At 55.5% G+C, this 25,710-nt stretch carries 30 protein-coding genes, 1 other RNA gene and 4 pseudogenes; 16 read left to right on the top strand and 19 right to left on the bottom strand.

Going from position 1 to position 25,710, the window contains the following annotated elements:
- Together GQ59_RS29290 and GQ59_RS29295 are read left to right on the top strand one after the other, a co-directional pair.
- Positions 1–788 (top strand): FAD-binding oxidoreductase (locus GQ59_RS29290; RefSeq protein WP_037088246.1); only part of this gene is annotated, 788 nt, incomplete at its 5' end.
- 76 nt (positions 789–864) lie between these two features.
- Positions 865–4,563: an AsmA family protein gene (locus tag GQ59_RS29295; protein WP_051904270.1), complete on the top strand. Its 3,699-nt coding sequence runs from the start codon at positions 865–867 to the stop codon at positions 4,561–4,563.
- A gap of 27 nt (positions 4,564–4,590) precedes the next feature.
- On the opposite strand, the gene GQ59_RS29300 is transcribed toward GQ59_RS29295, so the two are convergent.
- From GQ59_RS29300 to ssrA, 4 genes are all read right to left on the bottom strand, one after another.
- Positions 4,591–4,800 carry a ribbon-helix-helix domain-containing protein gene (locus GQ59_RS29300; protein ID WP_037088247.1) on the bottom strand — a complete coding sequence of 70 codons (210 nt, stop codon included), beginning with the start codon at positions 4,798–4,800 and terminating at the stop codon, positions 4,591–4,593.
- Between the two features lie 115 nt (positions 4,801–4,915).
- Positions 4,916–5,110, bottom strand: a complete 195-nt coding sequence (locus tag GQ59_RS29305; protein ID WP_037088250.1) for a DUF4169 family protein — start codon at positions 5,108–5,110, stop codon at positions 4,916–4,918.
- A 21-nt stretch (positions 5,111–5,131) separates the two neighbouring features.
- Positions 5,132–5,638 carry an SspB family protein gene (locus GQ59_RS29310; RefSeq protein WP_037088252.1) on the bottom strand — a complete coding sequence of 169 codons (507 nt, stop codon included), beginning with the start codon at positions 5,636–5,638 and terminating at the stop codon, positions 5,132–5,134.
- A gap of 900 nt (positions 5,639–6,538) precedes the next feature.
- Positions 6,539–6,899, bottom strand: a transfer-messenger RNA (tmRNA) gene (ssrA, locus tag GQ59_RS31565).
- 279 nt (positions 6,900–7,178) lie between these two features.
- Here ssrA and GQ59_RS31570 point away from each other — a divergent pair.
- The 3 genes and pseudogenes from GQ59_RS31570 (at position 7,179) to GQ59_RS29315 (ending at position 8,985) form a co-directional block, all read left to right on the top strand.
- Positions 7,179–7,493, top strand: a complete 315-nt coding sequence (locus GQ59_RS31570) for a hypothetical protein (RefSeq protein WP_244448089.1) — start codon at positions 7,179–7,181, stop codon at positions 7,491–7,493.
- A 72-nt stretch (positions 7,494–7,565) separates the two neighbouring features.
- A pseudogene (locus GQ59_RS31575) lies at positions 7,566–8,331 on the top strand (IS5 family transposase).
- 219 nt (positions 8,332–8,550) lie between these two features.
- Positions 8,551–8,985 carry an Imm50 family immunity protein gene (locus tag GQ59_RS29315; RefSeq protein ID WP_037088255.1) on the top strand — a complete coding sequence of 145 codons (435 nt, stop codon included), beginning with the start codon at positions 8,551–8,553 and terminating at the stop codon, positions 8,983–8,985.
- 459 nt (positions 8,986–9,444) lie between these two features.
- Here the strand turns inward: GQ59_RS29315 and GQ59_RS29325 are convergent, their stop codons facing one another.
- Together GQ59_RS29325 and imm40 are read right to left on the bottom strand one after the other, a co-directional pair.
- Entirely contained in the window at positions 9,445–9,741 is a 297-nt protein-coding gene (locus GQ59_RS29325; protein WP_037088327.1) for a DUF6678 family protein, read from the bottom strand.
- A gap of 19 nt (positions 9,742–9,760) precedes the next feature.
- Complete coding sequence (imm40, locus tag GQ59_RS33730; protein ID WP_084683345.1) at positions 9,761–10,126, bottom strand: Imm40 family immunity protein; 366 nt, start codon at positions 10,124–10,126, stop codon at positions 9,761–9,763.
- Between the two features lie 490 nt (positions 10,127–10,616).
- Between imm40 and GQ59_RS29330 the strand changes: the two genes are divergently transcribed.
- A complete protein-coding gene (locus tag GQ59_RS29330) occupies positions 10,617–10,934 on the top strand; it encodes a hypothetical protein (RefSeq protein ID WP_037088261.1) in 318 nt (105 codons plus the stop codon).
- Here the strand turns inward: GQ59_RS29330 and GQ59_RS29335 are convergent.
- Both GQ59_RS29335 and GQ59_RS33680 read right to left on the bottom strand, forming a co-directional pair.
- Positions 10,931–11,230: a hypothetical protein gene (locus GQ59_RS29335; protein ID WP_037088264.1), complete on the bottom strand. Its 300-nt coding sequence runs from the start codon at positions 11,228–11,230 to the stop codon at positions 10,931–10,933. The two genes, GQ59_RS29330 and GQ59_RS29335, sit on opposite strands and share 4 nt — an antisense overlap.
- Before the next feature lie 43 nt (positions 11,231–11,273).
- A pseudogene (locus GQ59_RS33680) lies at positions 11,274–11,427 on the bottom strand (IS5 family transposase); the annotation flags it as partial.
- Between the two features lie 92 nt (positions 11,428–11,519).
- Here GQ59_RS33680 and GQ59_RS33685 point away from each other — a divergent pair.
- On the top strand, positions 11,520–11,873 hold the full coding sequence (locus tag GQ59_RS33685; RefSeq protein ID WP_084683347.1) for an immunity protein Imm33 domain-containing protein: 354 nt from the start codon (positions 11,520–11,522) through the stop codon (positions 11,871–11,873).
- 638 nt (positions 11,874–12,511) lie between these two features.
- Here GQ59_RS33685 and GQ59_RS29340 read toward each other — a convergent pair.
- Together GQ59_RS29340 and GQ59_RS29345 are read right to left on the bottom strand one after the other, a co-directional pair.
- Positions 12,512–12,949 (bottom strand): hypothetical protein, encoded by a 438-nt coding sequence (locus GQ59_RS29340; RefSeq protein ID WP_152564500.1) that lies wholly within the window; start codon positions 12,947–12,949, stop codon positions 12,512–12,514.
- Between the two features lie 210 nt (positions 12,950–13,159).
- Positions 13,160–13,576, bottom strand: a complete 417-nt coding sequence (locus GQ59_RS29345) for a ribonuclease E inhibitor RraB (RefSeq protein ID WP_152564501.1) — start codon at positions 13,574–13,576, stop codon at positions 13,160–13,162.
- A 329-nt stretch (positions 13,577–13,905) separates the two neighbouring features.
- Between GQ59_RS29345 and GQ59_RS29350 the strand changes: the two genes are divergently transcribed.
- From GQ59_RS29350 to GQ59_RS31595, 4 genes and pseudogenes are all read left to right on the top strand, one after another.
- On the top strand, positions 13,906–14,292 hold the full coding sequence (locus GQ59_RS29350) for a hypothetical protein (protein WP_152564502.1): 387 nt from the start codon (positions 13,906–13,908) through the stop codon (positions 14,290–14,292).
- Positions 14,293–14,427: 135 nt separating this feature from the next.
- The gene (locus GQ59_RS30780) at positions 14,428–15,396 is read left to right on the top strand and encodes a hypothetical protein (protein WP_051904272.1); all 969 of its coding nucleotides are present in this window, start codon (positions 14,428–14,430) and stop codon (positions 15,394–15,396) included.
- 137 nt (positions 15,397–15,533) lie between these two features.
- On the top strand, positions 15,534–15,821 hold the full coding sequence (locus tag GQ59_RS29360; RefSeq protein ID WP_037088269.1) for a hypothetical protein: 288 nt from the start codon (positions 15,534–15,536) through the stop codon (positions 15,819–15,821).
- A 25-nt stretch (positions 15,822–15,846) separates the two neighbouring features.
- Positions 15,847–16,217, top strand: a pseudogene (locus tag GQ59_RS31595) (IS66 family transposase); the annotation flags it as partial.
- A gap of 94 nt (positions 16,218–16,311) precedes the next feature.
- On the opposite strand, the gene GQ59_RS32200 reads toward GQ59_RS31595, so the two are convergent.
- Entirely contained in the window at positions 16,312–16,797 is a 486-nt protein-coding gene (locus GQ59_RS32200) for an SF0329 family protein (RefSeq protein WP_037088271.1), read from the bottom strand.
- A gap of 117 nt (positions 16,798–16,914) precedes the next feature.
- Between GQ59_RS32200 and GQ59_RS29370 the strand changes: the two are divergent.
- A pseudogene (locus tag GQ59_RS29370) lies at positions 16,915–17,352 on the top strand (IS66 family transposase); the annotation flags it as partial.
- A 2-nt stretch (positions 17,353–17,354) separates the two neighbouring features.
- On the opposite strand, the gene GQ59_RS32205 reads toward GQ59_RS29370, so the two are convergent.
- The 4 genes from GQ59_RS32205 to GQ59_RS29385 all read right to left on the bottom strand — a co-directional run bounded on the left by GQ59_RS32205 (position 17,355) and on the right by GQ59_RS29385 (position 20,119).
- Positions 17,355–17,798 carry a hypothetical protein gene (locus tag GQ59_RS32205; RefSeq protein WP_152564503.1) on the bottom strand — a complete coding sequence of 148 codons (444 nt, stop codon included), beginning with the start codon at positions 17,796–17,798 and terminating at the stop codon, positions 17,355–17,357.
- Between the two features lie 168 nt (positions 17,799–17,966).
- Positions 17,967–18,440, bottom strand: coding sequence for a hypothetical protein (locus tag GQ59_RS29375; RefSeq protein ID WP_152564504.1), 474 nt, complete (start codon positions 18,438–18,440; stop codon positions 17,967–17,969).
- A gap of 851 nt (positions 18,441–19,291) precedes the next feature.
- Positions 19,292–19,657, bottom strand: coding sequence for a hypothetical protein (locus tag GQ59_RS29380; protein ID WP_152564505.1), 366 nt, complete (start codon positions 19,655–19,657; stop codon positions 19,292–19,294).
- Positions 19,658–19,792: 135 nt separating this feature from the next.
- Positions 19,793–20,119 (bottom strand): hypothetical protein, encoded by a 327-nt coding sequence (locus GQ59_RS29385; protein ID WP_037088280.1) that lies wholly within the window; start codon positions 20,117–20,119, stop codon positions 19,793–19,795.
- Between the two features lie 634 nt (positions 20,120–20,753).
- On the opposite strand from GQ59_RS29385, the gene GQ59_RS29395 reads away from it, so the two are divergent.
- Positions 20,754–21,122, top strand: coding sequence for a hypothetical protein (locus tag GQ59_RS29395; protein ID WP_037088284.1), 369 nt, complete (start codon positions 20,754–20,756; stop codon positions 21,120–21,122).
- Between the two features lie 81 nt (positions 21,123–21,203).
- Here the strand turns inward: GQ59_RS29395 and GQ59_RS29400 are convergent, their stop codons facing one another.
- Positions 21,204–21,824 carry a hypothetical protein gene (locus GQ59_RS29400; RefSeq protein WP_037088334.1) on the bottom strand — a complete coding sequence of 207 codons (621 nt, stop codon included), beginning with the start codon at positions 21,822–21,824 and terminating at the stop codon, positions 21,204–21,206.
- 137 nt (positions 21,825–21,961) lie between these two features.
- Between GQ59_RS29400 and GQ59_RS31600 the strand changes: the two genes are divergently transcribed.
- Positions 21,962–22,366 (top strand): barstar family protein, encoded by a 405-nt coding sequence (locus GQ59_RS31600; RefSeq protein ID WP_084683346.1) that lies wholly within the window; start codon positions 21,962–21,964, stop codon positions 22,364–22,366.
- Positions 22,367–22,531: 165 nt separating this feature from the next.
- Here the strand turns inward: GQ59_RS31600 and GQ59_RS29410 are convergent, their stop codons facing one another.
- Both GQ59_RS29410 and GQ59_RS29415 read right to left on the bottom strand, forming a co-directional pair.
- Complete coding sequence (locus GQ59_RS29410; RefSeq protein ID WP_037088288.1) at positions 22,532–23,092, bottom strand: hypothetical protein; 561 nt, start codon at positions 23,090–23,092, stop codon at positions 22,532–22,534.
- Positions 23,093–23,533: 441 nt separating this feature from the next.
- Positions 23,534–24,127, bottom strand: coding sequence for a hypothetical protein (locus tag GQ59_RS29415; RefSeq protein WP_037088290.1), 594 nt, complete (start codon positions 24,125–24,127; stop codon positions 23,534–23,536).
- Positions 24,128–24,374: 247 nt separating this feature from the next.
- On the opposite strand from GQ59_RS29415, the gene GQ59_RS33735 reads away from it, so the two are divergent.
- Together GQ59_RS33735 and GQ59_RS29425 are read left to right on the top strand one after the other, a co-directional pair.
- Positions 24,375–24,650: a DUF7957 family protein gene (locus GQ59_RS33735; protein ID WP_037088292.1), complete on the top strand. Its 276-nt coding sequence runs from the start codon at positions 24,375–24,377 to the stop codon at positions 24,648–24,650.
- Between the two features lie 135 nt (positions 24,651–24,785).
- Positions 24,786–25,154: an ADP-ribosylation/crystallin J1 gene (locus GQ59_RS29425; RefSeq protein ID WP_152564506.1), complete on the top strand. Its 369-nt coding sequence runs from the start codon at positions 24,786–24,788 to the stop codon at positions 25,152–25,154.
- Between the two features lie 72 nt (positions 25,155–25,226).
- Here the strand turns inward: GQ59_RS29425 and GQ59_RS29430 are convergent, their stop codons facing one another.
- Positions 25,227–25,616: an Imm50 family immunity protein gene (locus tag GQ59_RS29430; RefSeq protein ID WP_037088294.1), complete on the bottom strand. Its 390-nt coding sequence runs from the start codon at positions 25,614–25,616 to the stop codon at positions 25,227–25,229.
- Positions 25,617–25,710: the final 94 nt, after the last annotated feature.

Genomic DNA, 25,710 nt, shown 5'->3' on the forward strand with positions numbered 1-25,710 from the left:
AAGGCACGCTCGGCGTCATCACCTCCGTGACGTTGAGGCTGCAGGGCATTCCGGAAAAGATCGGCGGCGGCGTCTGCGCCTTCCCGAGCGTCAAGGCCGCCTGCGACGCCGTGATCATGACCATCCAGATGGGCATTCCCGTCGCCCGCATCGAACTGCTGGACGACGTGCAGATGCGGGCCTGCAATGCCTATTCAAAACTCTCCTATCCGGAAAAGCCGACGCTCTTCCTGGAATTTCACGGCACCGAGGAAACGGTGGCGCTGCAGTCGGCGCAGTTTGCCGAGATCGCCACGGAATGCGGCGGCGACGAGTTCCTCTGGACCGCCAATGCCGAGGAGCGGGCAAAGCTCTGGAACGCGCGGCATAACGCCTATTGGGCAAGCCGGGCGCTGGCGCCGGAACTCGACGGTCTGTCGACCGACGTCTGCGTGCCGATCTCGCGGCTGGCCGAATGCGTCGCCGAGACCCAGGCCGATATCGCGGAACAGGGCCTGCTGGCGCCGATCGTCGGCCATGCGGGCGACGGCAATTTCCATGTGCTGGTGCTTTTCGACGGCAAGGACCCGGCCTCGGTCGATAAGGTCGAGGCGTTCATAGCCCGCCTCAATCACCGGGCGCTTGCCATGGACGGTACCTGCACCGGCGAACACGGCATCGGCCAGGGGAAGATGTCGTTCCTGGAAGAGGAGCTCCACGGTGCGGTCGGCCTGATGCGGACCATCAAGCAGGGCCTCGATCCGGATAATATCTTCAATCCGGGCAAGATCTTCAGGATTGCCGAATGAGATGCTCCTGCAAGCTTGACTTGCCTGTGAACCCAATGGAACTAGTCTCTTAAGCAAGATCAGGGAGACGGATACCGTGTTCGGACGCATCCTGTTGGCATTCGGCGGATTGGTGGTGGTGGCGCTGTTTACAGCGCTGCTCGCGCCTTTCTTCGTCGACTGGTCGAGCCTGCGCGTCAGCTTCGAGGAACAGGCAAGCCGCATCCTCGGCAAGAAGGTTACCGTCCACGGCAATGTCGATGCGCGTATACTGCCGTTTCCCTCAGTCACCCTGCATGACGTACGGGTGGGGGCAGATACGGATGGCCAGCCGCTGGTGCAGGTTGCGCGGTTTTCGATGGATATGGAGCTGGCGCCGTTCCTCTCGGGCGAGGCGCGCATCTTCGACATGCGCATCGAGGAACCGAAGGCCCGGATCCGGCTGTTGAAGGATGGCTCGCTCGACTGGATGCGCGGCAGTCGTGCGGCGATCCCGACCCGCACGGTGGTCATCGAGGACGTGCATATCACCGGCGGCGAGATCAATCTGATCGACGAACAGTCGGGGCAGTCGCGGCAGATCACCGGCCTCGCGGGTGATTTTTCCGCCGGCTCGCTGCGCGGTCCCTGGCGCGGTGAAGGCAATGCGGCGCTTGACGGTCATGAGACGCGGTTCAACCTGGCGAGCGGCACGGCGGACGCCGAGGGCAAGCGCATGCCACTGCGCCTCAGACTCTGGCCGGATGCGCAGCCCGTCGAGGTCAATCTCGACGGCGAGCTTACCGTCGCCGACAACAAGCCGGCCTACAACGGCAACTTCACCCTCGACTTCCTGGAGGAGGAAGACGAGACCGAGCCGGTGACGCCGCCGCCGCCCGGGCCGCGCCTCAAGGGCGGGTTCGAGGTCACCAACGAACGCATTCGCATTCCGCAATACCGGCTCGAAGTCGGGGCGGTCGACAACCCTTACGTGGTGACCGGCGAAGCGACGCTCGATACCGGCGACAAGCCTGAATTCCTGCTGACAGCCGACGGCCAGCAGATCGACGTCAATCGGCTGGGCGAGGGGGCGCGGGCCAAGACGGGCCGCGATGCCGCGGCCTCTGCGCAGCGCCGGATCAACAATTTCATCCGGCTGGCGGCTTCGATCCCCATACCGCAGGTGCCCGGCCGCGCCAGCCTCAGGCTGCCGGCGATCGTCGCCAACGACACGACCATCCGCGATATCAGGCTCGACATACGGCCTGCCGGGCGCGGCTGGACGGTGGACAACGTAGTGGCCACCCTGCCGGGCCGCACGCAGCTGGAGGCGAAGGGCAACCTCGTGCTTCGCGACCGGACGTCCTTCGTCGGTGATATGCTGGTCGCATCCAGCCAGCCTTCCGGACTGTCCGACTGGCTTTCGGGCCGGGTGGCGCCCGAGCTGCGCCAGCTCCGCTCCGCCGGATTTTCGGCGAAGGTCAACCTGACGCCGGACCTGCAGCGGTTCGACAACCTCGAACTGGCGGTCGGTCCGGCGACGCTCAAGGGCCGTCTCGAACGCCAGTCCGCCCAGGGGCAGGTGCCCAACCTTTCGATGAGCCTTGCCGGCAACGAGATCGATATTGATGCCATGCGGGCTCTCGCCTCGCTGATGACCGGCAATGATGCCGGGCAGGACGTGCTCGATCATCGGGTGGCCGCGACGCTGAAGGCCGACCGGTTCACCGCCTTCGGGGTTGCCGCCAACAATGTCGACACCGCCTTCACCCTGGCCGGCGGCGCGCTGTCGCTGGAGCGCCTGACGATTGGCAATGTCGAAGGTGCCACGGTTTCGGCACGAGGTCGCATAGAAGGCTCGCTGCTGGCCTATTCGGGCAATGGTAGCCTCACCTTCCGCTCCGCCGATCCGACGGCTTTCCTGACCATGCTGCGCGACCGGCTGCCCGCGCATCCGGCACTCGCCCGGCTTGCGGCAAACGGCGCCTGGTTCGCCAACACGGATCTCGGCGCCAGCCTGACCGTCGGCGGCGACCTGAACGGCGTGGAGGTCGTCCTCAAGGGCAAGACCAACGGCAGCGCGGTCAATGCTGCCCTGAAGCTTCCGGGCCTCTTCGATCTGACGTCCGGCATCGACATGACGCTCCTTGCGTCGCTAGACAATCCCGATCCGATGATTCTCCTGGGGCAGGCCGGTCTCGATCCCCTGCCTTTCGAGGGAGACGGCGCGGGTGAACTGCTGCTCAACATCCACCAGGGTCCGGATGCTGCCGCAAAGGCTGCGCTGACGTTCACGACCGAAAAGACCTCGCTGGACATCAACGGTGATATCCGGATCGGCAGCGAGGGGTTTGGCGAGGGGAGCGGTCACGTCACGCTCAAAAGCGCGGATCTGGAACCCTATCTGCTGATGAACGGCATCGGCCTGCCGCAGTTCGGCACCGGCATGCCGGTCGCGCTCGACGCGGATTTCAGCATGACGTCGGAGGCGATCAAAATCGCCGCCCTTAAGGGCGCGGCGGACGGCAATGGGTTCAGCGGCGACATCGCCGTCGACCGCAAGGCGCCGGGCATGCTGGCCACCGGCTCGCTCAACGTCGACAGCCTCGATCTTGCCTGGCTCGGAGAGGCGATCTACGGCCCCGTCAGCGATCCTCAGAGCGGGGCGTTTTCCTCCAAGCCCTTTGCCCGGCCGGTCTTCTCGGGCGCGGATGTCGCTCTCGACGTCAAGGCGCGAAGGTTCGATGCCGGCGTTTTCGGCAATATCGATGATTTTGCAGCCAGGGTCACCCATCGCAGCGGCGGCATCACCATCGACAACGGTGCGGGCAACTGGCAGGGCGGCCGGCTCGTTGGCCGGCTGCTGATGTCGAACGGTGACGGAACCGGACTTCTGCAGGCCCGGATTTCGGCTGAGAACGCCGACCTCGCGCCGCTCGTCTGGAAGGCTGGCGGCAAGCCGGTCGCCAGCGGCAAGCTCGATTTCAACATGTCCGCCGAATCGACCGGCAAGACCTTGGCCGAGCTCCTCGGTGCAACGAGCGGTTCGGCCGAATTGCGGCTGAGGGGCCTGACCGTAGCCGGCATTAATCCCGATGCTTTGAAGCCCGTGATGGCCGGGGTCGACAAGCTTGGGGGCGAGGTGACGGAGGCGAGGGTCCGGCCGGTCGCAACCGGCCTGCTGCATCAGGGAAATGCGGTGCTCGGCAACGTGACCATCCCCATGACGATCACGGCCGGCGAAGCGCGGGCGCAGAATGTCGCAGCCGGCGTCGGCACCACGAAGCTGTCGGGCGAGGGGCGCTTCGATCTGCTGGATGACAGTCTGAGCGCAAATCTGGCGGTCACCTACGATGCCGGGGAGGAAGCGCTGGCCGGCGGCGATCCGACCATCCGGCTCGAGTATTCGGGGGATCTTGCCGCACCCACCAAACGGATCGACATCGCGGCGATGACGAATTTCCTGTCCCAGCGCGCCTTCGAACAGCAGCGGCGGCGCGTCGAGACGCTGCAGGCGAGCGTGCTCGAAAAGCAGCGCCTTCGCCGCGAGGTGGCGCTTTATAACTTCCAGGCGATCGAGCGGCAGGCGGCCCGCGACAAGGCGGCGGCCGAAGAGCGCGCCCGCCAGCAGGCAGCCGAGGCGGAACGCCAGCGTCAGGGGGTGGAGGCGGCGGCGCATGCGGCGGAAGAGGTGCGTCAGCGTCAGATCAGCCAGCCGCCGCAGCTCATCGTGCCTCCGACCGACGGCGCGATCCGCCAGAACTTTCCGTCCCCCGGCATTTCCAATATGCCAAGCCTGCCAGGCGTGCAGCAGTAGCTGCCCCACGGAGTGCCGGTTTCCGTTCTATGAAGACTTGAGCCACGTCAGGACATGGACGCGCAACGCCGACGAGAGATTGCTGGCGGCGTCCCTCTGGTCGTCGATCTCGGCGATAAGGGTCGCCAGGCTGATATCGCGTTTTGCGGCGATCGCCTTCAATTCGAACCAGAACTCGTCCTCGAGGGAAAAACTGGTGCGATGACCGTGAAGGGTCGCGGAATGTTTGCGGATCACGAAACCCTCCGGACCTTCGGAACAAGCTCGGCTTATTCAGACTGCGGTACTTCCGGCGTCAAGCCGACCGGCTCAAGTCTGGTTAGCGGATCGTTAATATGCACCGGATGGAAAGTCAGTCGTCCTTGCCGGGCTTTTCCAGGTGGCCCTGATCGAGCCCCTTCTCCGCCTTGTCGTTGCGTGCCTTGGTCAGCGACTTTTCGGCCTTGGTACGGCCGAAGGTGAGGCGGTTCTGCTCCGCCTCCTTTTCCTTTTCGAGCCGTTCCTTGGCTTTGCGGAACTGGCGAAGGTTGACGATTTCGGCGCTCATGGCTGACGCGCCTCCCGGCGCTTACTGCTTCTTGCGGAAGGAATCGAGCGAGATGACCGAGCCGGGCTTCTTCTCTTCGCCGGGCTTGGCTTCGGTGTCGGTGGACTTTGAAATGGCTTCCACGGGGATGGCCGTGATTTCGGCGGTGGTGTTTTCGTCCTCGTCGGCGAGCGGGACCTCGAATTCCAGTTCGAAATTCACCGACGGATCGTAGAAGCCGCGGATGGCGTTGAAGGGAACGACGAGGCGTTCCGGCGTGTCGGAGAAGGAAAGGCCGACCTCGAACTGGGTTTCGGAGACCTTGAGATCCCAGAACTGGTGCTGGACGACGATGGTCATCTGTTCGGCATATTTCGCCTTCAGGTGCTGCGAGATGCGCACGCCCGGGGCGCCGGTCAGGAAGGTGATGAAGAAATGGTGGTCGCCCGGCAGACGGCCCGTGGCCGCAACCTCGGTCAAAACCTTACGGATGACGCCACGCAAAGCGTCCTGCGCCAGAATATCGTAACGGATGTGGTCCTGCCCCATACGGTCCTGTCTTTCCATTCTCTCGTCTTTTAGTCAGACGCGTTATGCCATGCCGGCCCGGCGCGGGGAAGCCCCGACGAGCATCCGAGTCAGTTCCATAGTATTCGACTGGGGAGCGAAGGTGAAGGCTTCTGTTGCCAGGTGCCTTCGGACCCCGCCTTAAAGTGCTACCTCTAAGGACTTAGTTCGGATTTCCCGCACCGCCATTAGGCAGCGAGAGCATAACCCTTAGCGTTGTTGTCGTTTGCAACTACACTTTTTGACCCGATAACGGTGGTATCATGCCGAGCAAAAGTTCGATCTTTAAGCCCTTGTCGATCCTATTTCGCCCCCATCAAAAGCCGGTCCGCAAGGTTTTCCATGCGACCGACCGGTTTTTGGTGGAGGCGCCGGGTACTGAAACCATAGGTGAGCATAAACAAGTGAGTTCACAAAACGGAGCAAGCGAAATCAGCAGGTTAGTCGCTGCGTATGTCGACGCATTGAGTTGACTGAAAAGGCTTAGGAGAAGGTGGAGGTTTCTGTTGCCAGGTACCTCCGAACCCCGCCTTAGAGCGCTAACAATAAGGACTTAGGTCGGATTTCCCGCACCGCCATTAGGCAGCGAGAGCATAACCCTTAGCGTTGTTGTCGTTTGCAACTACACTTTTTGACCCGATAACGGTGGTATCATGCCGAGCAAAAGTTCGATCTTTAAGCCCTTGTCGATCCTATTTCGCCCCCATCAAAAGCCGGTCCGCAAGGTTTTCCATGCGACCGACCGGTTTTTGGTGGAGGCGCCGGGTACTGAAACCATAGGTGAGCATAAACAAGTGAGTTCACAAAACGGAGCAAGCGAAATCAGCAGGTTAGTCGCTGCGTATGTCGACGCATTGAGTTGACTGAAAAGGCTTAGGAGAAGGTGGAGGTTTCTGTTGCCAGGTACCTCCGAACCCCGCCTTAGAGCGCTAACAATAAGGACTTAGGTCGGATTTCCCGCACCGCCATTAGGCAGCGAGAGCATAACCCTTAGCGTTGTTGTCGTTTGCAACTACACTTTTTGACCCGATAACGGTGGTATCATGCCGAGCACAGCTTTTGTCTTTCAACACCAGTCGATCCCATGTCGCCCCCATTTACCGATGAAACGACCATCGAGTTGGTTGGTGGAGGCGGGGGCGTCGAAGCCCCGTCCTGTATGCCTATTGCACAAAAGGTTTAGCACCATTTCTCCTTGCGGAGCGCTTTATAGATAAGCTACGGGTGGATCGTTTTCAAGGAGATTTCTGCGGGCCTTTTTTATCTCTGTTGATGTAGACAACGGTTTCCGATGTAGACAACGGTTTCCAAAGACTTCTTGCGCAGCTCCCGGATCGATCATGCAAGTTGGCTAGTCGTAGTCCGTGCTCAAGTTTATCAAATTGCAACTCGGCCAAGGTTGGGTGGCCGAACCAAATGCGCCAGAGCCCCAGGTTTCGGTTGAGGGCTCCTCCGTCAACGTCCGTTTCCGCTCGTCCAGGGCCGTGCACGACAGCAAGCCGACGGGGGGCTTCTCAGGGCGTTGAGCCTGTTTTCGAAAACCCGTCCGATATTTGAGGAGGCATGGGGCACTTTGAGATTTGTTGGTTGCAGCCGCTGGCGCTGGGACAGCACCAATGATCATGAATGGTATAAGGTAGACGGCCATGGTCGTTACAGCGATGTTGCTCCTCGTTGGGGCGAATTCTATGAGCTAATGGGTCCCGACCCCGACCGCGATGCCGTGTCTTGGGAAAAGATCGGGGCAGACACTGTTAGCTCTCGGCATTTCCTGTATTATTTCCGCGATGAAACGCTTGAGTTCATGGCCGAAGAATGGTCGTTCATCCCAAGCTGACGGCCTAGATCGGCGCTCGTTCGGCAGTTCTAGGACTTTCCTGTCGCTGCATCACCTGATTCAGATTCAGGGATGAGCCGCTATGATTTGACCGACTTTGAATGGCGTGTAATCGCACCTCTCCTACCTAACAAGCCGCGAGGCGTGCCTCGCGTCGATGACCGACGGTGTTCAACGGCATCTTCTGGGTTCTACGATCAGGTGCTCCTTGGCGTGATGTCCCCGAAAGATATGGACCATATACAACGTGCTATAATCGCTTCAGGCGTTGGACGATGGCTGGAATTTGGGACAGGCTGATGGACGCAGTCACGCGCCCTTCTGGTGAGGGCGTCACGATGATCGACGGTACTTCGGTTCGCGTGCATCATTTAGCGGCAACGCTCAGGGCGGACCATCAGGATCGCTGCCTTGCTCGAAGTCGCGGTGGTCTCACCACCAAAATCCATGCCGTTACTGATGGAAACGGACTGCCAATCAAGATCGCTATCACACCTGGATATGCCCATGATCTGACTGCGGCGAGTGAACTGCTCGATCATCTTCCCGTGGGTGCCATGCTTCTCGCAGACAAAGCCTACGACGCCGATTGGCTCCGCGCGAAGGCGAGAACAAAGCGCTCTTGGGCAAACATTCCGCCAAAATCCAATCGGAAGATACCGCTCGTGTCAGCCCTTGGCTATACAAAAAGCGGAACCTCATTGAGCGATTCTTCAGCAAACTGAAATGTTACCGACGGATTGCAACCCGCTACGACAAACTAGGTATGAACTTTCTTGCCACGACCAAGCTGGCCTGTGTTCGTCTCACCCTCCGCCATAATGAGTCCGTGGCCTAAATTTGCCGAGGGCCGCTTTCGATAGAAAGCGGCCATCAACTTTAGATAAACGAAACAATGCCAAACTCCCAGTTGCCGAACACAATTTGAGGTCGTACCACTTGTTGGCATCCTTGGTGACGTGGTCGGCGATATGATGTGATGTCGGACCATCAATCCATATCGACATTTATTCGGTAGTTGGAACGCGCTGTCATTGTGATCGTATCGGAGGCTAGGATGGTACACCCGTATGTGGAGGGCTGGACGACGTTGTTGGAATGGTTTGGACAAGAGCCAACGTTCCATGATGCCGAGATATTGAGTCTTTCTCTGAAGCGGCATGGGGTAAGCGAGTTAAAACTTCATGGGTGGATCACGACGAACGATGTCGATCCAGACGGCTACCTTATTTTGGATAGACATGCTGTTGTGACGTTCAGCGTCGAGCAAATCATGGATTTACAACTAGATGGGTTCAGCGCCCAGAACGTCATTGGAGGGCTGAGACTTCAGTATGCGGCAAGCCGAGGTAGAACGTATTATTTTGCGCTGCCCGAGGGTCCGGATGACATCGAGATTGAACTTCTACCCTGCTACGGCCTTGACGGGTATATTCGGGCCAAGAAGGTTGCAGTCTCATTCATTCCCGGCCGCCCAATCAATCTGGACTGAGGTCGCGCCGGGCCTCCGGGGAGACTCACCATTACTCCTCACCCCGATCTATGATCGTCAAGGTGGGGTCATTCGCAGCTCCGTAGATGAAACATTCAACAGAGGGCCAGATTGCAACCCTACTGATCCGGATATCACCTTGGGTAAGGACGATGGTGTACCATTCCTCCGAGCACGTCACCTCTTGGACGATAACGGGGTTGTTTCCAAGCGAAACGTTGACCTTCACCTCGGTCCAAGCGGTGATTGCACCATCTTCGAAAACGAGAACGGCGTCATATTTTGCCTTGTGGTGAATCTGTCGCAGCTCTTTTCCCACAAGTCGTTCGGCTATTCGGTCCATGTGTTGCCTACTTAAATCCTGATCTTCTAGCCTGATACTCGGGCGGGAGATGTCCAATATCGCACATCAGTGTCATGGCGGTCGCTGGCGGGACTGCGGACTTCAAAGATTCGATATCAAATGTAGTCAATCGATTGGCCAGGCTGACTGTAGCCGTATATCCGAAAACCTTCGGCGGTTTCCGCGCCGGGGAGGTGTATCTGCTTCAAGGTCAGACGGATAATATTCCGCTGCGACTCTTCAACGAGAATATCTAAGTGCAGAATATCACCATAGCCACCCTCTGATAGATGATAGAACCATTCTCGATCCGGCGTGGACCTATACCCGTTTTTCGACAAAGCGGTCCAGGCGGGTGGGAATTCCATCTTGTACATCGCCTCCCGCAGTTCATTCCACTTGGTATTATTCATCACGGGAAGCATGAGGCACCTAAGCTCTGAGGTCTCTTGTTGGGAAACGCGATGAGGCGGCTCTGGGCACGATCACAAAATACACGTCCACGCGCGGATAATTCCTCACGTAGGTTTTTGCCGCGAGGGCGCTCAACGACACTGGATTACCTTCCAGTGATGGGACAGGCTCGAAGTGCCAGTTGTCATAGGTGTGACTGTAGCTCTCCTCCGGCCCATTCAAGACGTCTCCGCCAAGAACAATGAAGTTGGCATCACATAAGGCGTCAAACGCGGTGAGAGCCTGATCTTTAGTCAGGGCCCAGTTACAGTGTTCTGGCCCCAGCCAGACCCCAACCGACAATATTCGATCTGCTTGATCTGACCAGATTGTCTGCAGTGTCATTCCTCCCGGCGTTTTGCACTTTGCCCGCTTGCGATGTGAAAAGGCACTTGTCAATATGGCTTGGGTTCTGTCGATAAAGTCGCTTCACGCACCCTCGGCTCTTTTGTCCGCCGTCTTGAAAAGCGCCGAAATCATTCGCTCACAACCATGGCGGACGGACTTCCGATCTATCTCCCTCATAAACCTCCTCTAGGTTGAACCGCCGAGTCATCATGGCGGGGACATTGTGAAAGAAGTCGGCAACAATTTGTACCTTCAATAGATTTTTGGCCGCTCTTATTTCTACGAAGTTCATGCCAAGTGGCTAGAGGACGTGCTTATATTCATCGGTTTCTGTTGATGACATCTATGGAGCTGCGATTGACCCCATCGGCTACCAAAGTTTCTTTGTGTGGAAAAACGCCCATATCCCCTTCTGGAGAGTTCAATCCCTGGAGAGCCAATTGTGGACGTGATAAGGGGGTGTTTGGAATCGGCGGGATCGCACTAGATGACATTGGCCGAAGTAATTCTCAAAGAGTTCGATTCTAAAGGGCTTTTCTCTCAACTCAGAGATCGAAATTTCGTTCTCGATGAAGCCGAAGCCTTTGTAACAAGGTTGTTGCGGATCGATCTGGAGGAGAAATCCATGACTGAGAAAATGGGCTTTCTTAGCGAAATTTGGCTCCTCCCATTCCTCGCCTCGACCTATCAAGAAAGATGCATCTTGAATGGCGCAGGTTCAGCCGAATATGCGCGGTTCTCGGTGGCACTGTTTTCCGCTGTCGAAAACCGAATCGCAGAAATTGTGGCGTGCATTTCAGATTAGGTCGTGTTGACACAGTCGATCTCAACCAAGGCTTGGTTATCGCCTTTTGTTTCCACAACACTGAGGCTGAATCCCGAACCCTCGTCATTGCATTGAAGTCGCCACTTACCCGCATGCGTTTTGTCAGGGGCGAGTTCAGCGCGGATTATCTTTCCGAAGAGACTCGGTTCGGTAACTTCGAAACCTGGAAACGCCTGCTGGACAACTTGGCCAATCCAACCCTTGGGGTTGCTCTTGCGAATACGGACGGACTTGGTGTGCCCACGATATTCAATTCGGTAAGTAAAAGTCGGCATCAGCCCTCTCTTTGGATTACAAATCCTGAATAGGCTTAACGATCTATAGCTTGTCGAGAAAGTATGGGAGCCAGATTTTTGCGGCGGCCATAGCTAGAAACGCTGCACATGACGTTTTGCTTTTCTCGTAGCGGGTGGCGATCAGCGAATTGTGTGATCCGGTTGAACATCCGTTCGATGAGATTGCGATCCCTATAGTCGCAAGCCGAACGCATGCGAATGACTATAACGGGCGAAGCGATCAAAAGCTGGTGCAGCCAACCCATGTTTGCTAACGATCTTCTGGAACATGGAGCGATCATTGAGCCGAAATCAAGTCGAAGTATGTCTGCGGTACGGCGTGACCTTCACTCCTTCGGCGCTCCTATCAAAGTTGGGAATTTCCGATAGCGCCTTGCAAGGCAGACAGCCCCTAAATGGCCTGAGGCATCCACCAGAGGCCGGGACAAGTGGTTGGTTCATTTGGGGTGGAGAGGAATTCTCAACTGATCCCGGATTCTTCAAGCCGATGCACGTCTCCCATTTGGGAGAACGATGCCTAGCAGTCGTTCCGTATCTCGGCCTTCCTCCTGGTTGGCGCTTTCTGAGTGCGCCGAATTATGAAGATGCCTGGTTCGATGTCGATCTTCTGAACACACCTTAAATTGACTGATTCGGCGCACCGTTTTCCTGCCACTGCATGAGCGGCTGCACCTGATCCGACGAATTCGATGAATGTGTCAGTGGCACCGCTTTCTGTTGCTCGTCCCTGATCACAGATCAAGGCGGCAAGGACACTCTAAAGAGATTATTGCCTGATCCCATGACGCGCCCGCTAACAAAATTCGCTTGCCTCGACTGCCATCGGGTTTTCAAACGCCCCGCCGATGCTACACAAAAGACGTGCCCCCGTTGCTCGGGCATCACCTACAGGACTGGATCGGATTTTCGTCCGCCGTCATCCGCCGATAACAAGGGTTGGGCTGTGGCAGCTTTCCTCATATCGAGAGGCTTCCCGTATTATCGGCTTGGGGTGCAGTATCCTTCGACCCTGAAGGAAGCACAGAGATTTGTCGTAGAAAACGCTGCCTTGGCCGTTGACATGACCAACAACCGGTCCGTCCCGCCGCACTGGCCCAGAGATCATAGAGTATGAAGTCGGCTGGCCACTGCAGTTGATCCGGGGCGGGCCATCGCAACCTTCTTTAGACACGGCGGAATGAAGCCCGCACTTTCTCTAATAATTCGGGGTCGTTCTCTAGGAGTTCTTGCTGGAACCACGTGCTTCGACCAGGCCACAGTTCATGCCGCTCGGTGTCTTTTTTGTGCGGCGCGGATCATCGAGGTATAGAAGTTCCTGAGTGCCGCCGACGGGGGGATGTGGGCGTCTTTCAAGACAAAGAAACTTTGGTGGCCGATAGTCAGCCGGAAAGCAGGTTTTGAAGTCTGCCGCAGCGGAAGCGTCAGCATCTTCAAGTGGCCGCAACCTTCAAACTGATCGACAACGGAAATCTCTTTGCCGTCGGCGAAGGTATGCTTGATGGTGAACTCATCCGATGCGAAAGAGGAATGCTTGATGAAAAGCTGGTGGAACCGTGCGTTCACGAGGCCAAGCAAAGAGTTATCGGGCGGACCAGCAAAGGGCAGTCTTCCGTCACTGGCAATGACACAGTCCGATAGCCAATCTCTGATGAAGCTGTGGGTTCGGTCTTCTGATAGTACAAATTCGGTGTCAGCCACCGGCTCTCTCCAATCATCCGTCTGCAACGCTTAGCTGTTGTGCTGATCGTTCCGACCCGTTGTGGTCTCCGCCCACTACATCTATCACTGCCGCCGCGCGATTACAGCGGCGCTGAGACACGGCAGGCAAAGTGCGGGTGATGCGTATCCAGCGGGAATCATCACGAACGGCGAAATCACGAGGGCTGCAATGCAGTGCCAAGCTGCAGCCTAGTTGGCTGGGCCAACGTCCATTCCGTCGTAGATAACGTCTTTATGGTCTTTTGCTAAACTCTCGAAAGCGCCATTTCTCGTGTAGAGCGTGTCGACGGTATGGCGTTCAACCCGTTCCACATGTAGCTGCCATTCTGCTGCCGCCTGTGGCGCTTTTGGCTCACGCTCTCGGATTTCAACCAGCCGATATCCATTGCGCTTCAATACAACGGCTATTTTTTCCAATTCGCTTTTGCCACGACTGGTGAAGAAATAGCCCCAAAGCATATTCCCGTTGATATTCCAGGTCGTCTGGGCTTGAATGCCAGCGAACATCTCTTCCAATTGAGCCCTTGGAATGTGCTGCTGTTGAGAGATAGGTGGGCTTCCAACAAATCCGGCAAACATAGCCGCTAAGAAGATTGACTTTCCCACGAAGACGCCCTGCCAAGTCAGATCGATTTATGTCTGAGATGGATGAAGGAATGCGGCGACAATATCAACCATCTGGCCGGTCCAATTCCTTCGTCGATGGACGCACGCTCCTCGCCATGTTCCATCGGAACTTCGCGCCAGCTGCGACCATTGCCGCCGACCACTTAGCCTGATATCCGTTGTGAATTGCTGGGAACCATGCGTTGATTCCGTTCTCGATTCTGAAACTACTACAGAGGTCGTCGTCGCAGGTTATTCGCCCGGACGTCCCGTTTTTCTGTGTAGGACGTGTCCTTGGACCGCCAAGTTCGTGGTCCTTTAGTGGGGACTTGGTCACTTTTGACAGCCTTCTCGACTACCACGGAAACATCCAGGTCGCGATTTGGGTTCGCGGGGAGCAGGTAATGGTTCGTCGAGTTGGGGTTCGCATGTGGAGTGCGACCACCGGCCTTCCGGAGCCGAAGCAAGGCAAACTGAAATACGCGCCCCGCCGGTATGTTAACTTTGATGGCTTCAAACCTGGGTTGTCGGTCAACGAGGCAAAGGCACTTCTTGCAAGAGCTTCAATCACGTTCACTGAAACATCGGTCGCGGATGCGTCAGAGACTGTGGTTCTGCTTGAGCTTTCGAATAACACTGAACTTCATTTCTTCCTGATGGAGGGGAGACCATCGTTGGCAGAGATTCAAGCGTACTCAGAACACGAAGCCCCCTAGCGCTCCCCGGGGATTGGTCCGCCTCGGGGGCAGACTGTAGCCACGCCGCTGATGCGCCAATTGCAGTCATCGCAAAAAGATGCTGCTATAGAGCGGTGGAACCTTCGAACTTGTTTGAGAGCAATAGCAACATCCATGGCAGCTTGGCAGTTCGCTCTTGACCTGATCCCATCTGCGGCAGCAGGGGTCGACGGCGTAGTAGCCGCGCGGATGAGTCGCGGCCAACTCGATGAGGTTGAACTCCGCTTCTCGCCGTCAGTCACTAGCGCGATTTTCGAACGCGTCGGCATGATGTTGCTTGAAAGGAAATCCTGGTCCCCTGACCTTCGCATTTGGGGTGACGAGAAGGTTGATGACGTGCAGATTTGGCTTCGTGGCACAGAGATTGAACATGTGCGGTTTCGACTGAACGTGGCTGATCCGCGCATACCTCTGGTGGAGGAAATTTGTTCTCTGGCACGTGAAGTCAGCTGTGTGTTGGCGACCCGGGCGGGTGCCATCCTTCGGCCCCACCCCGAAGTTGTTCTTAGAGCGATCACACGGTCCGAAGCTGCTCGCTTCGTAAAAGACCCGGAAGAATATCTCACGAGGCTACCCGTGGAGGTTCGAGAGCGGGAGGCGCATTTGAGCGCGGCGGAGTATCTCCGTATACGGGATTTACCACTATACGGTAGCGCAATAAGCGGAGATGACGGACGGCGTCTGTCGTCGACATTTACAGGTGGAAGAACCCTTGAGGCGTTCGCTGAGCTTCTCCAGTCCTACCGCTTATGTCGGACGAAGTTCGCTCTCTCGGAGGATCACGACGTATCTGGGCTCGGTGCCGAGCTGCAGTGGATGACACCCGACCAGATAGTCGATGAGGCTCTGAGGGCGTATCCTGGAAAGGTCGTCACGAAGATGGGTTACCTCCCTGTCGCTATGTGCCTCATCGGGTCGGGCGACTACTACTACATCAACCTGAGCGCTTCTGATCCTGACGATCCTCCCTTGGTCCGAGTTCCGCATGAAGGGGTGACTTCCCCGGATGCGTATGCGGAAGAGCAAATTGAAGTTGTCTCAGAGACACTGAGCAAATTCTTCCGGGATGCGCAGTTAGAATGACGATGAACCCCAAGGGCCGGTGTCGATTTGGAGTCAAGAGCCTCTATGGCAACAGTGCGCTACCACGAGACATGGAAGCAAGTTGGCCCTCTAGCTGTGCGCGTCGCAGAGCGACTGGAGAGCCGATTGGAAAAGAGATGACCCACCAGGACTTCAATCACTTGGAGCGCACGGCCAAAAAGTTGATCGATGATGGCAACGTTGTTGATGCGATCAAGATTTACCTCTTCTTGTCAGATGGAGACCCTTCGCTGGATGCGGGCTATCTCGGCGAGAGATTGGGTATTTGCTACGAGCAGTTGGGCGACCTCCACGCTGCGAAATACTGGTACGGGCGAGCGGTGGATGAAAATCCTGAGGTAAGGCTTGAAGCGGCGCAAGCGTATGAACGCCTGAGCAATGTCGGGATAGACCACCTCGTGTGAGCCTGCGTAGAGCGGAAACGGATCAGGAGGCCGAGCGTTCGAATTGCGCCCCGTCTTCGACGCATTGATCACCGACCTGAAGCGCTCGTCCAAGCTCTTCATGGGCGAGACCCTGCTCCGGTGCTTGGTCCCGGCTCGCGCAAAACCAAGACCGGATACTTCTGGGCGTTGGCACGGGATGATCGTCCTTAGAATGGCGGTGCGCCACCGGGCGTCGCCTTCACCTATGCTCCCGGTCGCGGCGGCAGGCATGCAGAAAGATATTGAAGGGATTCTCCGGCATCCCGCAGATCGACGGCTGTGCCCGGCTACAACAGGCTGATCGCACCGGACAAGGTCGGCGCGCGCATTAGGCTTGCCTATTGCTGGGCACACGCTCGTCGCAACCTGTTGGAGACCTCGATCCCGAAGCATACCTTCGCGATATTCCTACAAGAATTGCCGACCATCCGATCACGAGAGTTGATTAGCTATTGCCTTGGAATATGCTTCAGGACGCTAATAAGGCTTGACCGGATGGCTGACGCAATCGAAAGACACAGCGCACGAGTTCGTGTTCATTGGCATCATCCAGCTTGGCTAACCGTCGTTTGCCACGACGAGCATCAAGTATGCCAAGCGCCCGGATCAACGGTCTGGAATTCGCGAGCATTGCTTCAATGGGTTGATTGAGGGATTCGAACATCGCCCGATGCAAATCAATATGATCTGCTATTCCACGCTCTCGAAGCTTCCGGTCAATTTCTTGCTCATCTTCGCTAGATAGCTCACCACCATGCTCGCCGCACAACGCGACGCGCTCCTTCCAATATTGGTAGTAGGCGCTTCCGTAGATTTTCTTTCCGTCTAACGTGACGAGAATTTCCCCCTCGTGATCGTGTGCGTAGCGATACCGCGTTGTTTGAATCTGCACTCGGCCGATAATTTCTGGGGCAAAGCGTGCTTCGACAAGCTGCTTCAACTTTGTCCACTTCATCAACAACGCTCCCACTTCGAAACCAGCATGCTCGTCACGTCGAGGGTCTTATACTCTGACTCTGTCCCAATTTCACCGTTGCAGTTAAAATCTCACAAAGCGTTCCACCGGACGCGTAGGATTGAGGCCGAACTGGGTGCCCTTGATCCGGAAGCTCGCCTTGACGGAAGGTAGGAGCGGTCAGCGCCGCTGATCGCCGAGATGCACACCTGGCTCGTGGATTGCCGCGCCCGTGTCGCAAGCAAATCTCCGCCTAGCGAGGCCTCGGCCTACATCCCCAAATACTGGGATGGTCTGAAACTCTTGCTAGCCGACGGTCGCATCGAGATCGACAACAACAGTGTCGAGCGGACCATCCGGCCGATTGCCCTGGACCGAAAGGACGCTTCGCAGAGCATGGCCCTGCCACCATCGCCTCGTTCATCGAAACCTGCAGGCTCAATGTCGTCACCGTTCGCCTATCTGGCCGCGACGCTCACTGCAACAGTCAACGGTCACAAGCAGAGCCGGATCGAGGAACTGTTGCCATGGAATTCGGCGAACAAAGCCGCTTAAATTTAGTGGCCTTTTTGGTTTGAAGGGCCGAATCTATCGGCTCTCCGGCGCTCAACGGCGGGGTCATGGGGCCGAACACTTATCGTGCGCTCGCTTCGGTAAGTTCTGCCGAGATCGGAGACAATTTCAATTTCACACATCGCTTTGGCCGGAGAAACGATGGAAACCTTTATGGTTGCATCCGAGAGCCACGTTTGCGGCATCGCATTTGCCTCCATCATTCGCAAAACCACGCCCCTATAATATTCCTCTGACACGACAAAAGCACGATGATCAGAAGTCTCCGTGGCGTGCGTCAGTTTGAGTTGCAGGTGACGTTTGCCAAGGCTGTTAAGTACCGAGACATACTGGCCTAAAGCCCAATAACCACCGGAATCATTGTAGCGGCTTACAAATGATCCAAGAATGTCGTGGCAAATCCCTTGGAACTGCTTTCTCCTAGACATCTGAAAACCAGCCCCTTCGCCATCGATCTGGAGATGTTGACGTCTTCCGATAGCAGCGACTTTCCTTTGATGGCAAGCTTTTCAGTCCATTCGACGCCACAAGGAGAGGGTTGCTCCGGAAGCTATAGGCAAAGGCAATGTGGGAGCTAAACACCGGTTACGGTTTAACTACTTCGGGACACCATTTGGGAAAAGCGTCCGCACGTCGGAAGAGCGGTATGTTTTAGAACCGCACTCCTCGGCAAAGGCCAGATATTCCTCGAAGAACTTGGTCCTGAGTACCAAGAACTCGCGAGTGTTCTTCATCAAATTATTCTGTTCGGCAACCGACTCTTCGATCTCGTCCAGCTGCTTGTCCAAATCGTCTTTCGGGGCACTTTTCTGGCGCTTCTGCTTGTTGATGACACCGTATGATTCTTCGACAGCCAAGGTGGCACGTTTCACCCCCAGCTGGAGGCGCTGCCTTTCGACCGCAGTATATCTATTGAAGCAGGCCAGCAGCTCTTCTGGGGTAAGAACCGGTGACCGACCGTCAGCAAACTCAGAGGGCACGCCGAACGGAAGCAAATCTTTCGAGAGGGAGAAACGATCTGAGTTTAGGTCTGTGGAAAGTAGAGCAAAAATCAAAAACGGGCCAAGCAAGCGTTCACCCCAAAGTTTCGAGCCAACAACCCTTTGCGCGGGATGCTAGTGTGCATGAAGCCCATAGAAAAGACCCGCGTCCTGTTCATAACGGCTGGTGCGAACGTCGCCAATAGGAGACATAGTCTAATAGAGCGGGGGAACGTTCTCGGGAGCTATCGGAAAGTTGACATGCGTAAAGAACCGGTAATCATCTCGCTCAAAGAAAGCTTGCGTTCGCTGCAAATCAGTTTGGTACACCGCTCCTACAAATCGCAGAGAGGCTGGGGCCGCCGAAAGGATGGATAACCAACAGATATGACCAGCCGGTACCGTTGTATTGGCTCTATCCGGGCGGTCTGGAATTAACTTTTGAACCAGAACCGCCTTACCGATTGACTGCTTTCAAACTTTCGCCCGTAGGGAGGCACAAAGGGAGGATGACCAACTTCAGTTATTATGTTCGGATGCGCAACGACTTTCCGATGATCGATACGTCGGTCTCAGACTTCCTGCGGAGTGGTTTATGGGACTTAGAAAAAGTGAGAGTCGGCATCTGCGCCGAACCAAACTACCCGGTTCTGGATATTTGTGTAGGAAGCCTACGGATACCTTTCTTGATGAGTTCAGAAAGAGAGGAGGCATTTGACGATCAACTTTCACACAGCGGCATTGAACTAAAAAGGAGAATTGCCCTACTTGATCCGAATTGTGACTTCTTCGGGAGCCTACTTCTCACTTGAAGACGTTGAAGTTCGGCGGTTCCCAAAAGAGGGATGGACGACGTTCAGCGGCGATGAATATCTTCGCCAGCTTGACTTAGAGGAATAAGCGTCTGCTGAGGGCCGACTGCAGCCATCGCTCCCAAAGCCTTAAAGGTTAAAGCGGATAGCTAGCTCCGCAATCGCAGGGTCGGTGAACTCGACAACGGGATCATCAGTCTTGTCGTGTTTGCGGTGATAGTCTCCCGCATCGAAGGCTTCATAGATTTCGAAGAATGGCTCCGGCACCTCGTTCTTGCCAGGTCCAAAACCCTCCTGCACCCCGGACCAAAGATCAGTCATTACGCCATCACAGAAGGTGTAACTTAGCTCTCCTCGGTGGTACCCCTTCGCAATTTCCAGCGCGGCGCTATTGTAGAAGTCCCAGTGGTTGAACGCTCCTGCCCATCGAACGATGTCATCGAGCGTAAGCCGGAGCGGGCTCTTGTTGACCGCGAACTGTAGGAACTCAGACACCGCTCTCATCCTTCTGATAAGTTGCCAGAGCTTATGAATGAACGCGCGATGCAGCGTCAATGACTGGATGGGCCGGAGCGGAACCCGCTCTTGAGTAGTTTGGAGTGGCGAGTGCGGACGAGTCGGTCAACCTTCCTAGTGCAATTGACGGTGATGAGCAGCTGCCCGCAACCGATTCAATAGGTCATCGATAAGGGGCTCCACTTCAGATGGCAGGTAGCCCGTATCTAAATAAGCACCGCTTTTCCGATACGCATCGACCAGTTCCGCAAATTCGAGAAAATCAACCTTCGGCAGCTCGAATAGACCGAATGAATTGTACCCCCAGTCAAACATGTTCTGGACTTGAAGTAGATAGGGCCGGGGGCCTACCAAGCCTATACTATAGCTGAGTAGATGCCGAATTAGAGCAGCAGAAGCGCCCCAGATATCTTCCTCATCTCGGACTGCAAACACGACCATGGTCAAGCTCCTCAGGCGTAAAACATCTTTGCGGCAATCATGACGATGATATTTTCTGATTTATATAGCTCAATAAGCTGAGCGACCGCGTCGGTCCGAGAGGCATCTTTCGCTTCGCGCCACAAGCGGACCGTCGCTGCTATCGAGAAACCTTGTAGAGCGCGACAGCGAAGTAGATGATAAAAGCTGGTAGAAGGCCTAAGCAGAGAATATCTTCTAACGCTCTTAGGTAGTCACCTCTCGCAGTCGACATGTACTCGAATGCAGCCAATACCCGGTTACCCGCTGCAGAATTCAACTGGACATTTCCCGCCAAATCAAAGTGTTCTTGCCGAAGACGTGAATATTGTGCGCGGAGGGGGAACAGGTGAGTCGCCCGCGCGAGGAACCCAGTCCAGGCCAGCGGCAGAAAGAAAAGCGCCAGCACAAGCAGCCTTTTTATCACTCGTTCCTGCTCTTCCCAAAACACAGCAAGGGAAGGTATACGGCCCTTCGCCAATGGCCGCAATGGGCGGATAGACCTTCCGCAGCTTCGCGCCATTAGCGGTGATTGCGTTCGCCCAAGCCTTATGGTCCTTTAGATTTTTGCAATATCGAGATTGACAACAATGCCGCATCGCGATGGAGAACAAGCATGCGTTTCCCAGAAGAAAGACTTTGGGACCACATCAATGATGGTTGGAGCCGCATGTCGTTCAAACAACGTAAGTTTTGGGATGCTATTAAGCGGCCGCCGGAGGAGTGGGAGCTGAAGGGGTACGGCCCTTGCTGGGTTGTCGCTTTGATTGGCGAGGTTGTAATCTACTACAATCATTTTAAGTATGGGTTCAATCGATCACCCTGGTCGCAGTTCGGCGTCATCGAGCGATATCAATCGCTGCAAGATGAGCTGGAGGGTGCGGTTCAGAGGCAGCTAGTCAGCCTTGAAGCGGGTTACGACGTTGGCCCTCGGACTAGCGGTCCAGTCGCTGGCGAGTATGTCGTGAAGCACTCAAATCGATGATCGCTTTCTAAATCGACAAGATTGGGTAGGCGAATGTCTCGAACATCTGGCGACGCAGTCCTGCCCTACGGCCACCAGGTGTCAGTTGCTCCCACCAATCTGGAACCGGTCAAATCGGACTTCACTAATGGGATGTCCCGACGGGTCGAGTCTGATCGAGCGAAGCACGAGGTTCAGGTTGGCGGAGTAATATTGTTCAAAGACTATCGGAGACAGTCCTTGCAGCTCCACGCGGCTATTCACGACCCAAACCGGATACGAGCATGATCCGATTGTTTCCTCAGCCCATTTTTCGAAGGTAATGGTGGTCGTGCCCGCGACTGTTTTCTGACCATTTAGGAACAGCGTTGTATCGGATCGCCAATTTCCCTTTCGTGGCAAATCGTCGAGCGTCGTCACATCCGAGTAGGTTAGCTCTTGCGAGCCCTTCGCGCTGATCCGTTTCGTGACGAGCAAGGGGTGCAGATATTCCGCCGATATTGGCTCCAGTGAAGCGCTCCGTGCCATCAGGCGCTGCTCGGTTAACCCCGATTGAGCCGGTTTGTAGAAGACGGAGAAGAATGGTTGCTCTCTGGTGAGGAGCACGCCCTGCTTGGTTTCGTTTGGTGTCAAGCAATGACCAAACGCTGGAACAGCTGAAAATATACCAGCCAGCAGAAATAAACTTCTCAGCACAGCCGACCTCCCTAACCTGGATCGCATACTGCTACCATGACGCGTAAGAATAGTCATTCGAGCGAATTGTGATCCCCTCATTTGGAACCGCCCGAAAAAGGCTCCGTTGCAGCAACTCTCGACACCATTGCAGACATCAAGTGATGTGCATTATGTTCTGACCCATGACCAAAGAATATACCCTCGATGGATCGAAGATCACGTCACTTGAGGCTTTTTATGATCAAGTGAGCGAAATACTCATTCCGGGTGCATACTGGGGACGAAATCTTGATGCCTTCAATGACGTTCTGCGCGGTGGCTTTGGTACGCCCGAAGGGGGATTTATCCTTCGATGGAACAATTCCGGGGTCTCTCGGGCAAACCTGGGCCATCCGGAAACTGTAAGACAGTTGGAGAAACGGCTGGAACGATGCCACCCGAGCAATCGTGAGCTTGTGCGAGTTGACTTTATCCGAGCGCAAAAAGGGGAAGGGACCACAGTTTTCGACTGGCTTATTGAAATAATCCAAATTCATGGCGCTGGCGGTGACGAGGCCGAAGACAATGTCAAACTCGTTTTGGAGTGATGTCCGCTTTTCCACGTCGCCTCCTACATGCGAAAGCCATCCGGTAATGACCAGTTGGGCCATTATCCCTGGATGAGCAACGCCAGTAGGCCATGGATTTCCAAAGCGTACGGGAAGCTGTTCGCAGGACTTTTCAACAAGTATCCGCCAGAAGCGGTCATCAAGTCAGCGGCTGAAACGCTTTTGTATGAACTGGCTGCCGAGACTTAGTCCGCTTTCGACGGTTTCTCCAACCCAGGAGAATTCCAGTAGTTCCTGATGCGAGTCTCTCGTAAGGCTCACCGTAATGACATTAGACTTGATTCTAGTGGAACTCCAATCATAGGCGTAGCCATCATCCGTCACTTTGGCGGAGAACATCGCGTTGAGGTGGCGCTCCACAGTCCTGTTGATGGGTTCCCAGGTAAAATCTCTGATCAGAACGCGGACCTGATGGTCATAATGTTCTGCGCCGAAAACAACGGTTGTCCGGTTGTGAGACGACCACTCAACCGAACTCAGCGTCCTCCTCACATATACACTGACATCATCGCAACCCATACAACCGCAGTCGCAGCGGCCTATAGTTAGGTAACCTTCGTGTCCCTCAGTAAGCTGGCGAACTAGGTCGGGGGGATCGAGACCCAGATGGTCCTTTCCAATCCAGTCTGCACCGTCAACGATCAACCTCACTTCGTAACTGTTGTCTTCATGATGAGGGAGGATTTCATAGGACAGGCTGCTCATAGTGACGTGACGGTACAGCCATGGTCCCATGTCTGCAATGGCCCGCTAGCGGTCATGGGCTGGCTGTGATCACTGCAGGTCTAGCAAGTCCTCAGGATCGAACTGATTATCAGGGCTGAGGTGTGTTTTCGCACATTCGGAGTGCGCGGAGAAAGTTTGCGAAGGGGAAACTCCCCCTGCAACCCAAAGGTTCGATACCTCAATTGCAACCGCTTTAACGTCGATCTTCTCGATGACGCTTTTGCAAAACCAACAGCTGAAATCAGTCACTCGAATTTCCGCCTCCGTTCAACTGCCTAGCATTGAAGTAGCGTCTCTGGGGTGGAACAGGAAGCTCCCGGCCGAGAGAGGTCACGATCCATGAGCGCCGATGCAATCAGAGCTGGCAACCCCGTTCATCGTGGAGCCACAAAAAAGCCTGGGCCTAAAACCTAATCTCACTCAATTAATTATATCAACGCCGGGTGGCACCTCTCCGGCCCTAAAAGCTTGGCGGTGAGCTTCATCGGCTAAATCCATTTTGAACTTCTTCCACTCACCCCCTTGCAATACTGCCATCCACCATTCGCCTGAGACCTTGTCGGAGAACTGCCAGAGGATATGATATCCATCCTCATTCGTGAAACCTTCTCCATCGGCCTGTATTATACCGCCAGCGACCCCAAATATCCGGTCTCGCACAGCGTTGAGTATCTCCCAATCATTCGTTGTTTCCGCATAGATTTCGAATGCGTAGACCGTCTGAACCTTGCGAAGATATTCCTGTAGCCACCTCGAAGCCGATGCGGGCGAGCAGCTTGTAATCTCGGCCAAAAACTCGTCGATTTCATCTCGACCCGACTCCCCCAATGCAACTCCACTTTTGAGGACCCGCACGACAGGTTCCGACTGAGAGTTCACCACCTCAAGAGCTGTCCAGAGATTAGAATCGATATCACCATCGAGCTTCGCATCAAATGGAGTGATTGTTTCGGCTAACGTCGTAGCAGGAATAGTTCTCGGGCTTTGGCTAAGGATTCGTGTCAGATAAGGCATATGTTGCTCATGGAGAAATAGGTGTTGTGGTTGGCTAGCAGGAGAAACAACGCAGATCGACCATTTCAACTCGACCTGCAAATGTTGTACGGCACAATTGTCCGGTCCGGGCCGACTGAGGTCTTCCGCTTCCCGCCAACAGCGGTCATGTCATTTCCACACTTGCCGCGAATTCTCTCCTCAACCTTGACAGAGCCGTTAGGACAATGGAGCATCGGAGAGTTCGAGAGGGGCGTAACGAAAACAGATGCTTCTACCGCGGCCGGTCTCCCAAACCTTGCACGTATGTGACGTTAAAATCCTGCTGTTTGAGACATCGGGTAGCTCTCCTTGCACCGATTCCCTCTGGGCCATCGATGGCAGCGACAGTATTCTGTGGTGCGCCAACAAAGGCAACGGGGTAGAGCAATACGTCGCTATTGATGAAGCTGACGGAAACCTTTTTGCAACAACCTTTAGCGGATGGCGGCATCAGATAGATATACAGACCGGTTCGGTGATCCGGCAGTGGTTTACGAAGTAAATTGGCATCTCCGCATATTAAATGGCCGCTTTGGAGCCGGAAGGCCTCGTAGTACACAAGCGCCAGAGGCGGACTTTCGGAGCGCCTTACTCTCGTGTGAAGCTACTACGGCAAATGTTTTCTGCGGAGATTGAGATGGAGACTGTGACCCTTTGGCGACCTGTAGGTCCGATTGAACTGGACTTGATAAAGCAGAGCGGCATGAGGACGTTTCCACCTCGACTGCCTGACCAACCTATTTTCTACCCCGTGCTTTCTGAAGATTATGCCATTCGGATCGCGAGGGATTGGAATATCAGCCGGGACGGTGCTGGGTATGTCACACGCTTCGAAGTTCTGAGCACGTTTCTGGCTGCCTACGCTCCGCAAGCTGCGGGCGGCCAGGCGCTGAGGGAATACTGGATACCGGCTGAAGACCTTGAAAACTTCAACGCAGCCATTGTGGGAGAGATCGTTGTGACCAAGGCGTTCGAACAAGACCAAAATGTTGTCGAGCACCACTGACCAAAGTCCGCCTCGGCCGAGACGCGTCTTCCGCTTCGCACCAATAGGAGCCGAACGGAAGCTACAGTCCCATCATCTATCCGCAGGGCGTCCCGGGACGAACGAAATCGCCACCTTCTTCGCTCTGATGAACACGTCCAACCCATAACAAGGTATCAACTCGATTTCGATGTCGGTCCGATCTTCCGGCAGGCTGTAATAGCTTGACCTGCCTCGGTCGGTTGCGCGTTGGAGGACGAGGCCCGCAATCACATTCTGGCCGCTAAAGCCGTTGAGCTGAAGGTCCATGACGCCTTCAAGGAAAAAGGTTACGACCGCGTGCTTGTCCAGCACGAAATATCCGTCTGGATCGACCTCGCCGGTCATGATCCAGCCATGCACCTTCAATTCGCTGGACCCGGTTCTACGGAGGGATAGACTGAGGATTTCGCTGTCGTGGAACGTCGGAACCTCGCCGACCATCGCAAAAGCTCATCCCCTCCAACCACGTCCGAATAATTCATCGACCAAGCCTCCCCATGTCATAGAGCTTCACGTTATCAACCGGAGGAGTAAC

Source organism: Neorhizobium vignae, from assembly GCF_000732195.1.
Taxonomy (GTDB): Bacteria; Pseudomonadota; Alphaproteobacteria; order Rhizobiales; family Rhizobiaceae; genus Neorhizobium; species Neorhizobium vignae.

Bases quoted from the DNA above. Each gene is read 5' to 3' on its own strand.
- GQ59_RS29305 (WP_037088250.1), bottom strand. From the start codon at position 5,110: ATGAGCGCCGAAATCGTCAACCTTCGCCAGTTCCGCAAAGCCAAGGAA.
- GQ59_RS29325 (WP_037088327.1), bottom strand. From the start codon at position 9,741: ATGAATAATACCAAGTGGAATGAACTGCGGGAGGCGATGTACAAGATG.
- GQ59_RS29315 (WP_037088255.1), top strand. From the start codon at position 8,551: ATGGTACACCCGTATGTGGAGGGCTGGACGACGTTGTTGGAATGGTTT.
- GQ59_RS29410 (WP_037088288.1), bottom strand. From the start codon at position 23,092: ATGAGCAGCCTGTCCTATGAAATCCTCCCTCATCATGAAGACAACAGT.
- GQ59_RS31600 (WP_084683346.1), top strand. From the start codon at position 21,962: ATGACCAAAGAATATACCCTCGATGGATCGAAGATCACGTCACTTGAG.
- imm40 (WP_084683345.1), bottom strand. From the start codon at position 10,126: ATGACACTGCAGACAATCTGGTCAGATCAAGCAGATCGAATATTGTCG.
- GQ59_RS29310 (WP_037088252.1), bottom strand. From the start codon at position 5,638: ATGGGGCAGGACCACATCCGTTACGATATTCTGGCGCAGGACGCTTTG.
- GQ59_RS29395 (WP_037088284.1), top strand. From the start codon at position 20,754: ATGCGTTTCCCAGAAGAAAGACTTTGGGACCACATCAATGATGGTTGG.
- GQ59_RS29360 (WP_037088269.1), top strand. From the start codon at position 15,534: ATGACCCACCAGGACTTCAATCACTTGGAGCGCACGGCCAAAAAGTTG.
- GQ59_RS29430 (WP_037088294.1), bottom strand. From the start codon at position 25,616: ATGGTCGGCGAGGTTCCGACGTTCCACGACAGCGAAATCCTCAGTCTA.
- GQ59_RS32205 (WP_152564503.1), bottom strand. From the start codon at position 17,798: ATGTCTAGGAGAAAGCAGTTCCAAGGGATTTGCCACGACATTCTTGGA.
- GQ59_RS29335 (WP_037088264.1), bottom strand. From the start codon at position 11,230: ATGCCGACTTTTACTTACCGAATTGAATATCGTGGGCACACCAAGTCC.
- GQ59_RS29400 (WP_037088334.1), bottom strand. From the start codon at position 21,824: ATGCGATCCAGGTTAGGGAGGTCGGCTGTGCTGAGAAGTTTATTTCTG.
- GQ59_RS29415 (WP_037088290.1), bottom strand. From the start codon at position 24,127: ATGCCTTATCTGACACGAATCCTTAGCCAAAGCCCGAGAACTATTCCT.
- GQ59_RS32200 (WP_037088271.1), bottom strand. From the start codon at position 16,797: ATGAAGTGGACAAAGTTGAAGCAGCTTGTCGAAGCACGCTTTGCCCCA.
- GQ59_RS29330 (WP_037088261.1), top strand. From the start codon at position 10,617: ATGACATTGGCCGAAGTAATTCTCAAAGAGTTCGATTCTAAAGGGCTT.
- GQ59_RS29425 (WP_152564506.1), top strand. From the start codon at position 24,786: ATGGAGACTGTGACCCTTTGGCGACCTGTAGGTCCGATTGAACTGGAC.
- GQ59_RS30780 (WP_051904272.1), top strand. From the start codon at position 14,428: ATGGCAGCTTGGCAGTTCGCTCTTGACCTGATCCCATCTGCGGCAGCA.
- GQ59_RS33735 (WP_037088292.1), top strand. From the start codon at position 24,375: ATGCTTCTACCGCGGCCGGTCTCCCAAACCTTGCACGTATGTGACGTT.
- GQ59_RS33685 (WP_084683347.1), top strand. From the start codon at position 11,520: ATGGAGCGATCATTGAGCCGAAATCAAGTCGAAGTATGTCTGCGGTAC.
- GQ59_RS29385 (WP_037088280.1), bottom strand. From the start codon at position 20,119: ATGGTCGTGTTTGCAGTCCGAGATGAGGAAGATATCTGGGGCGCTTCT.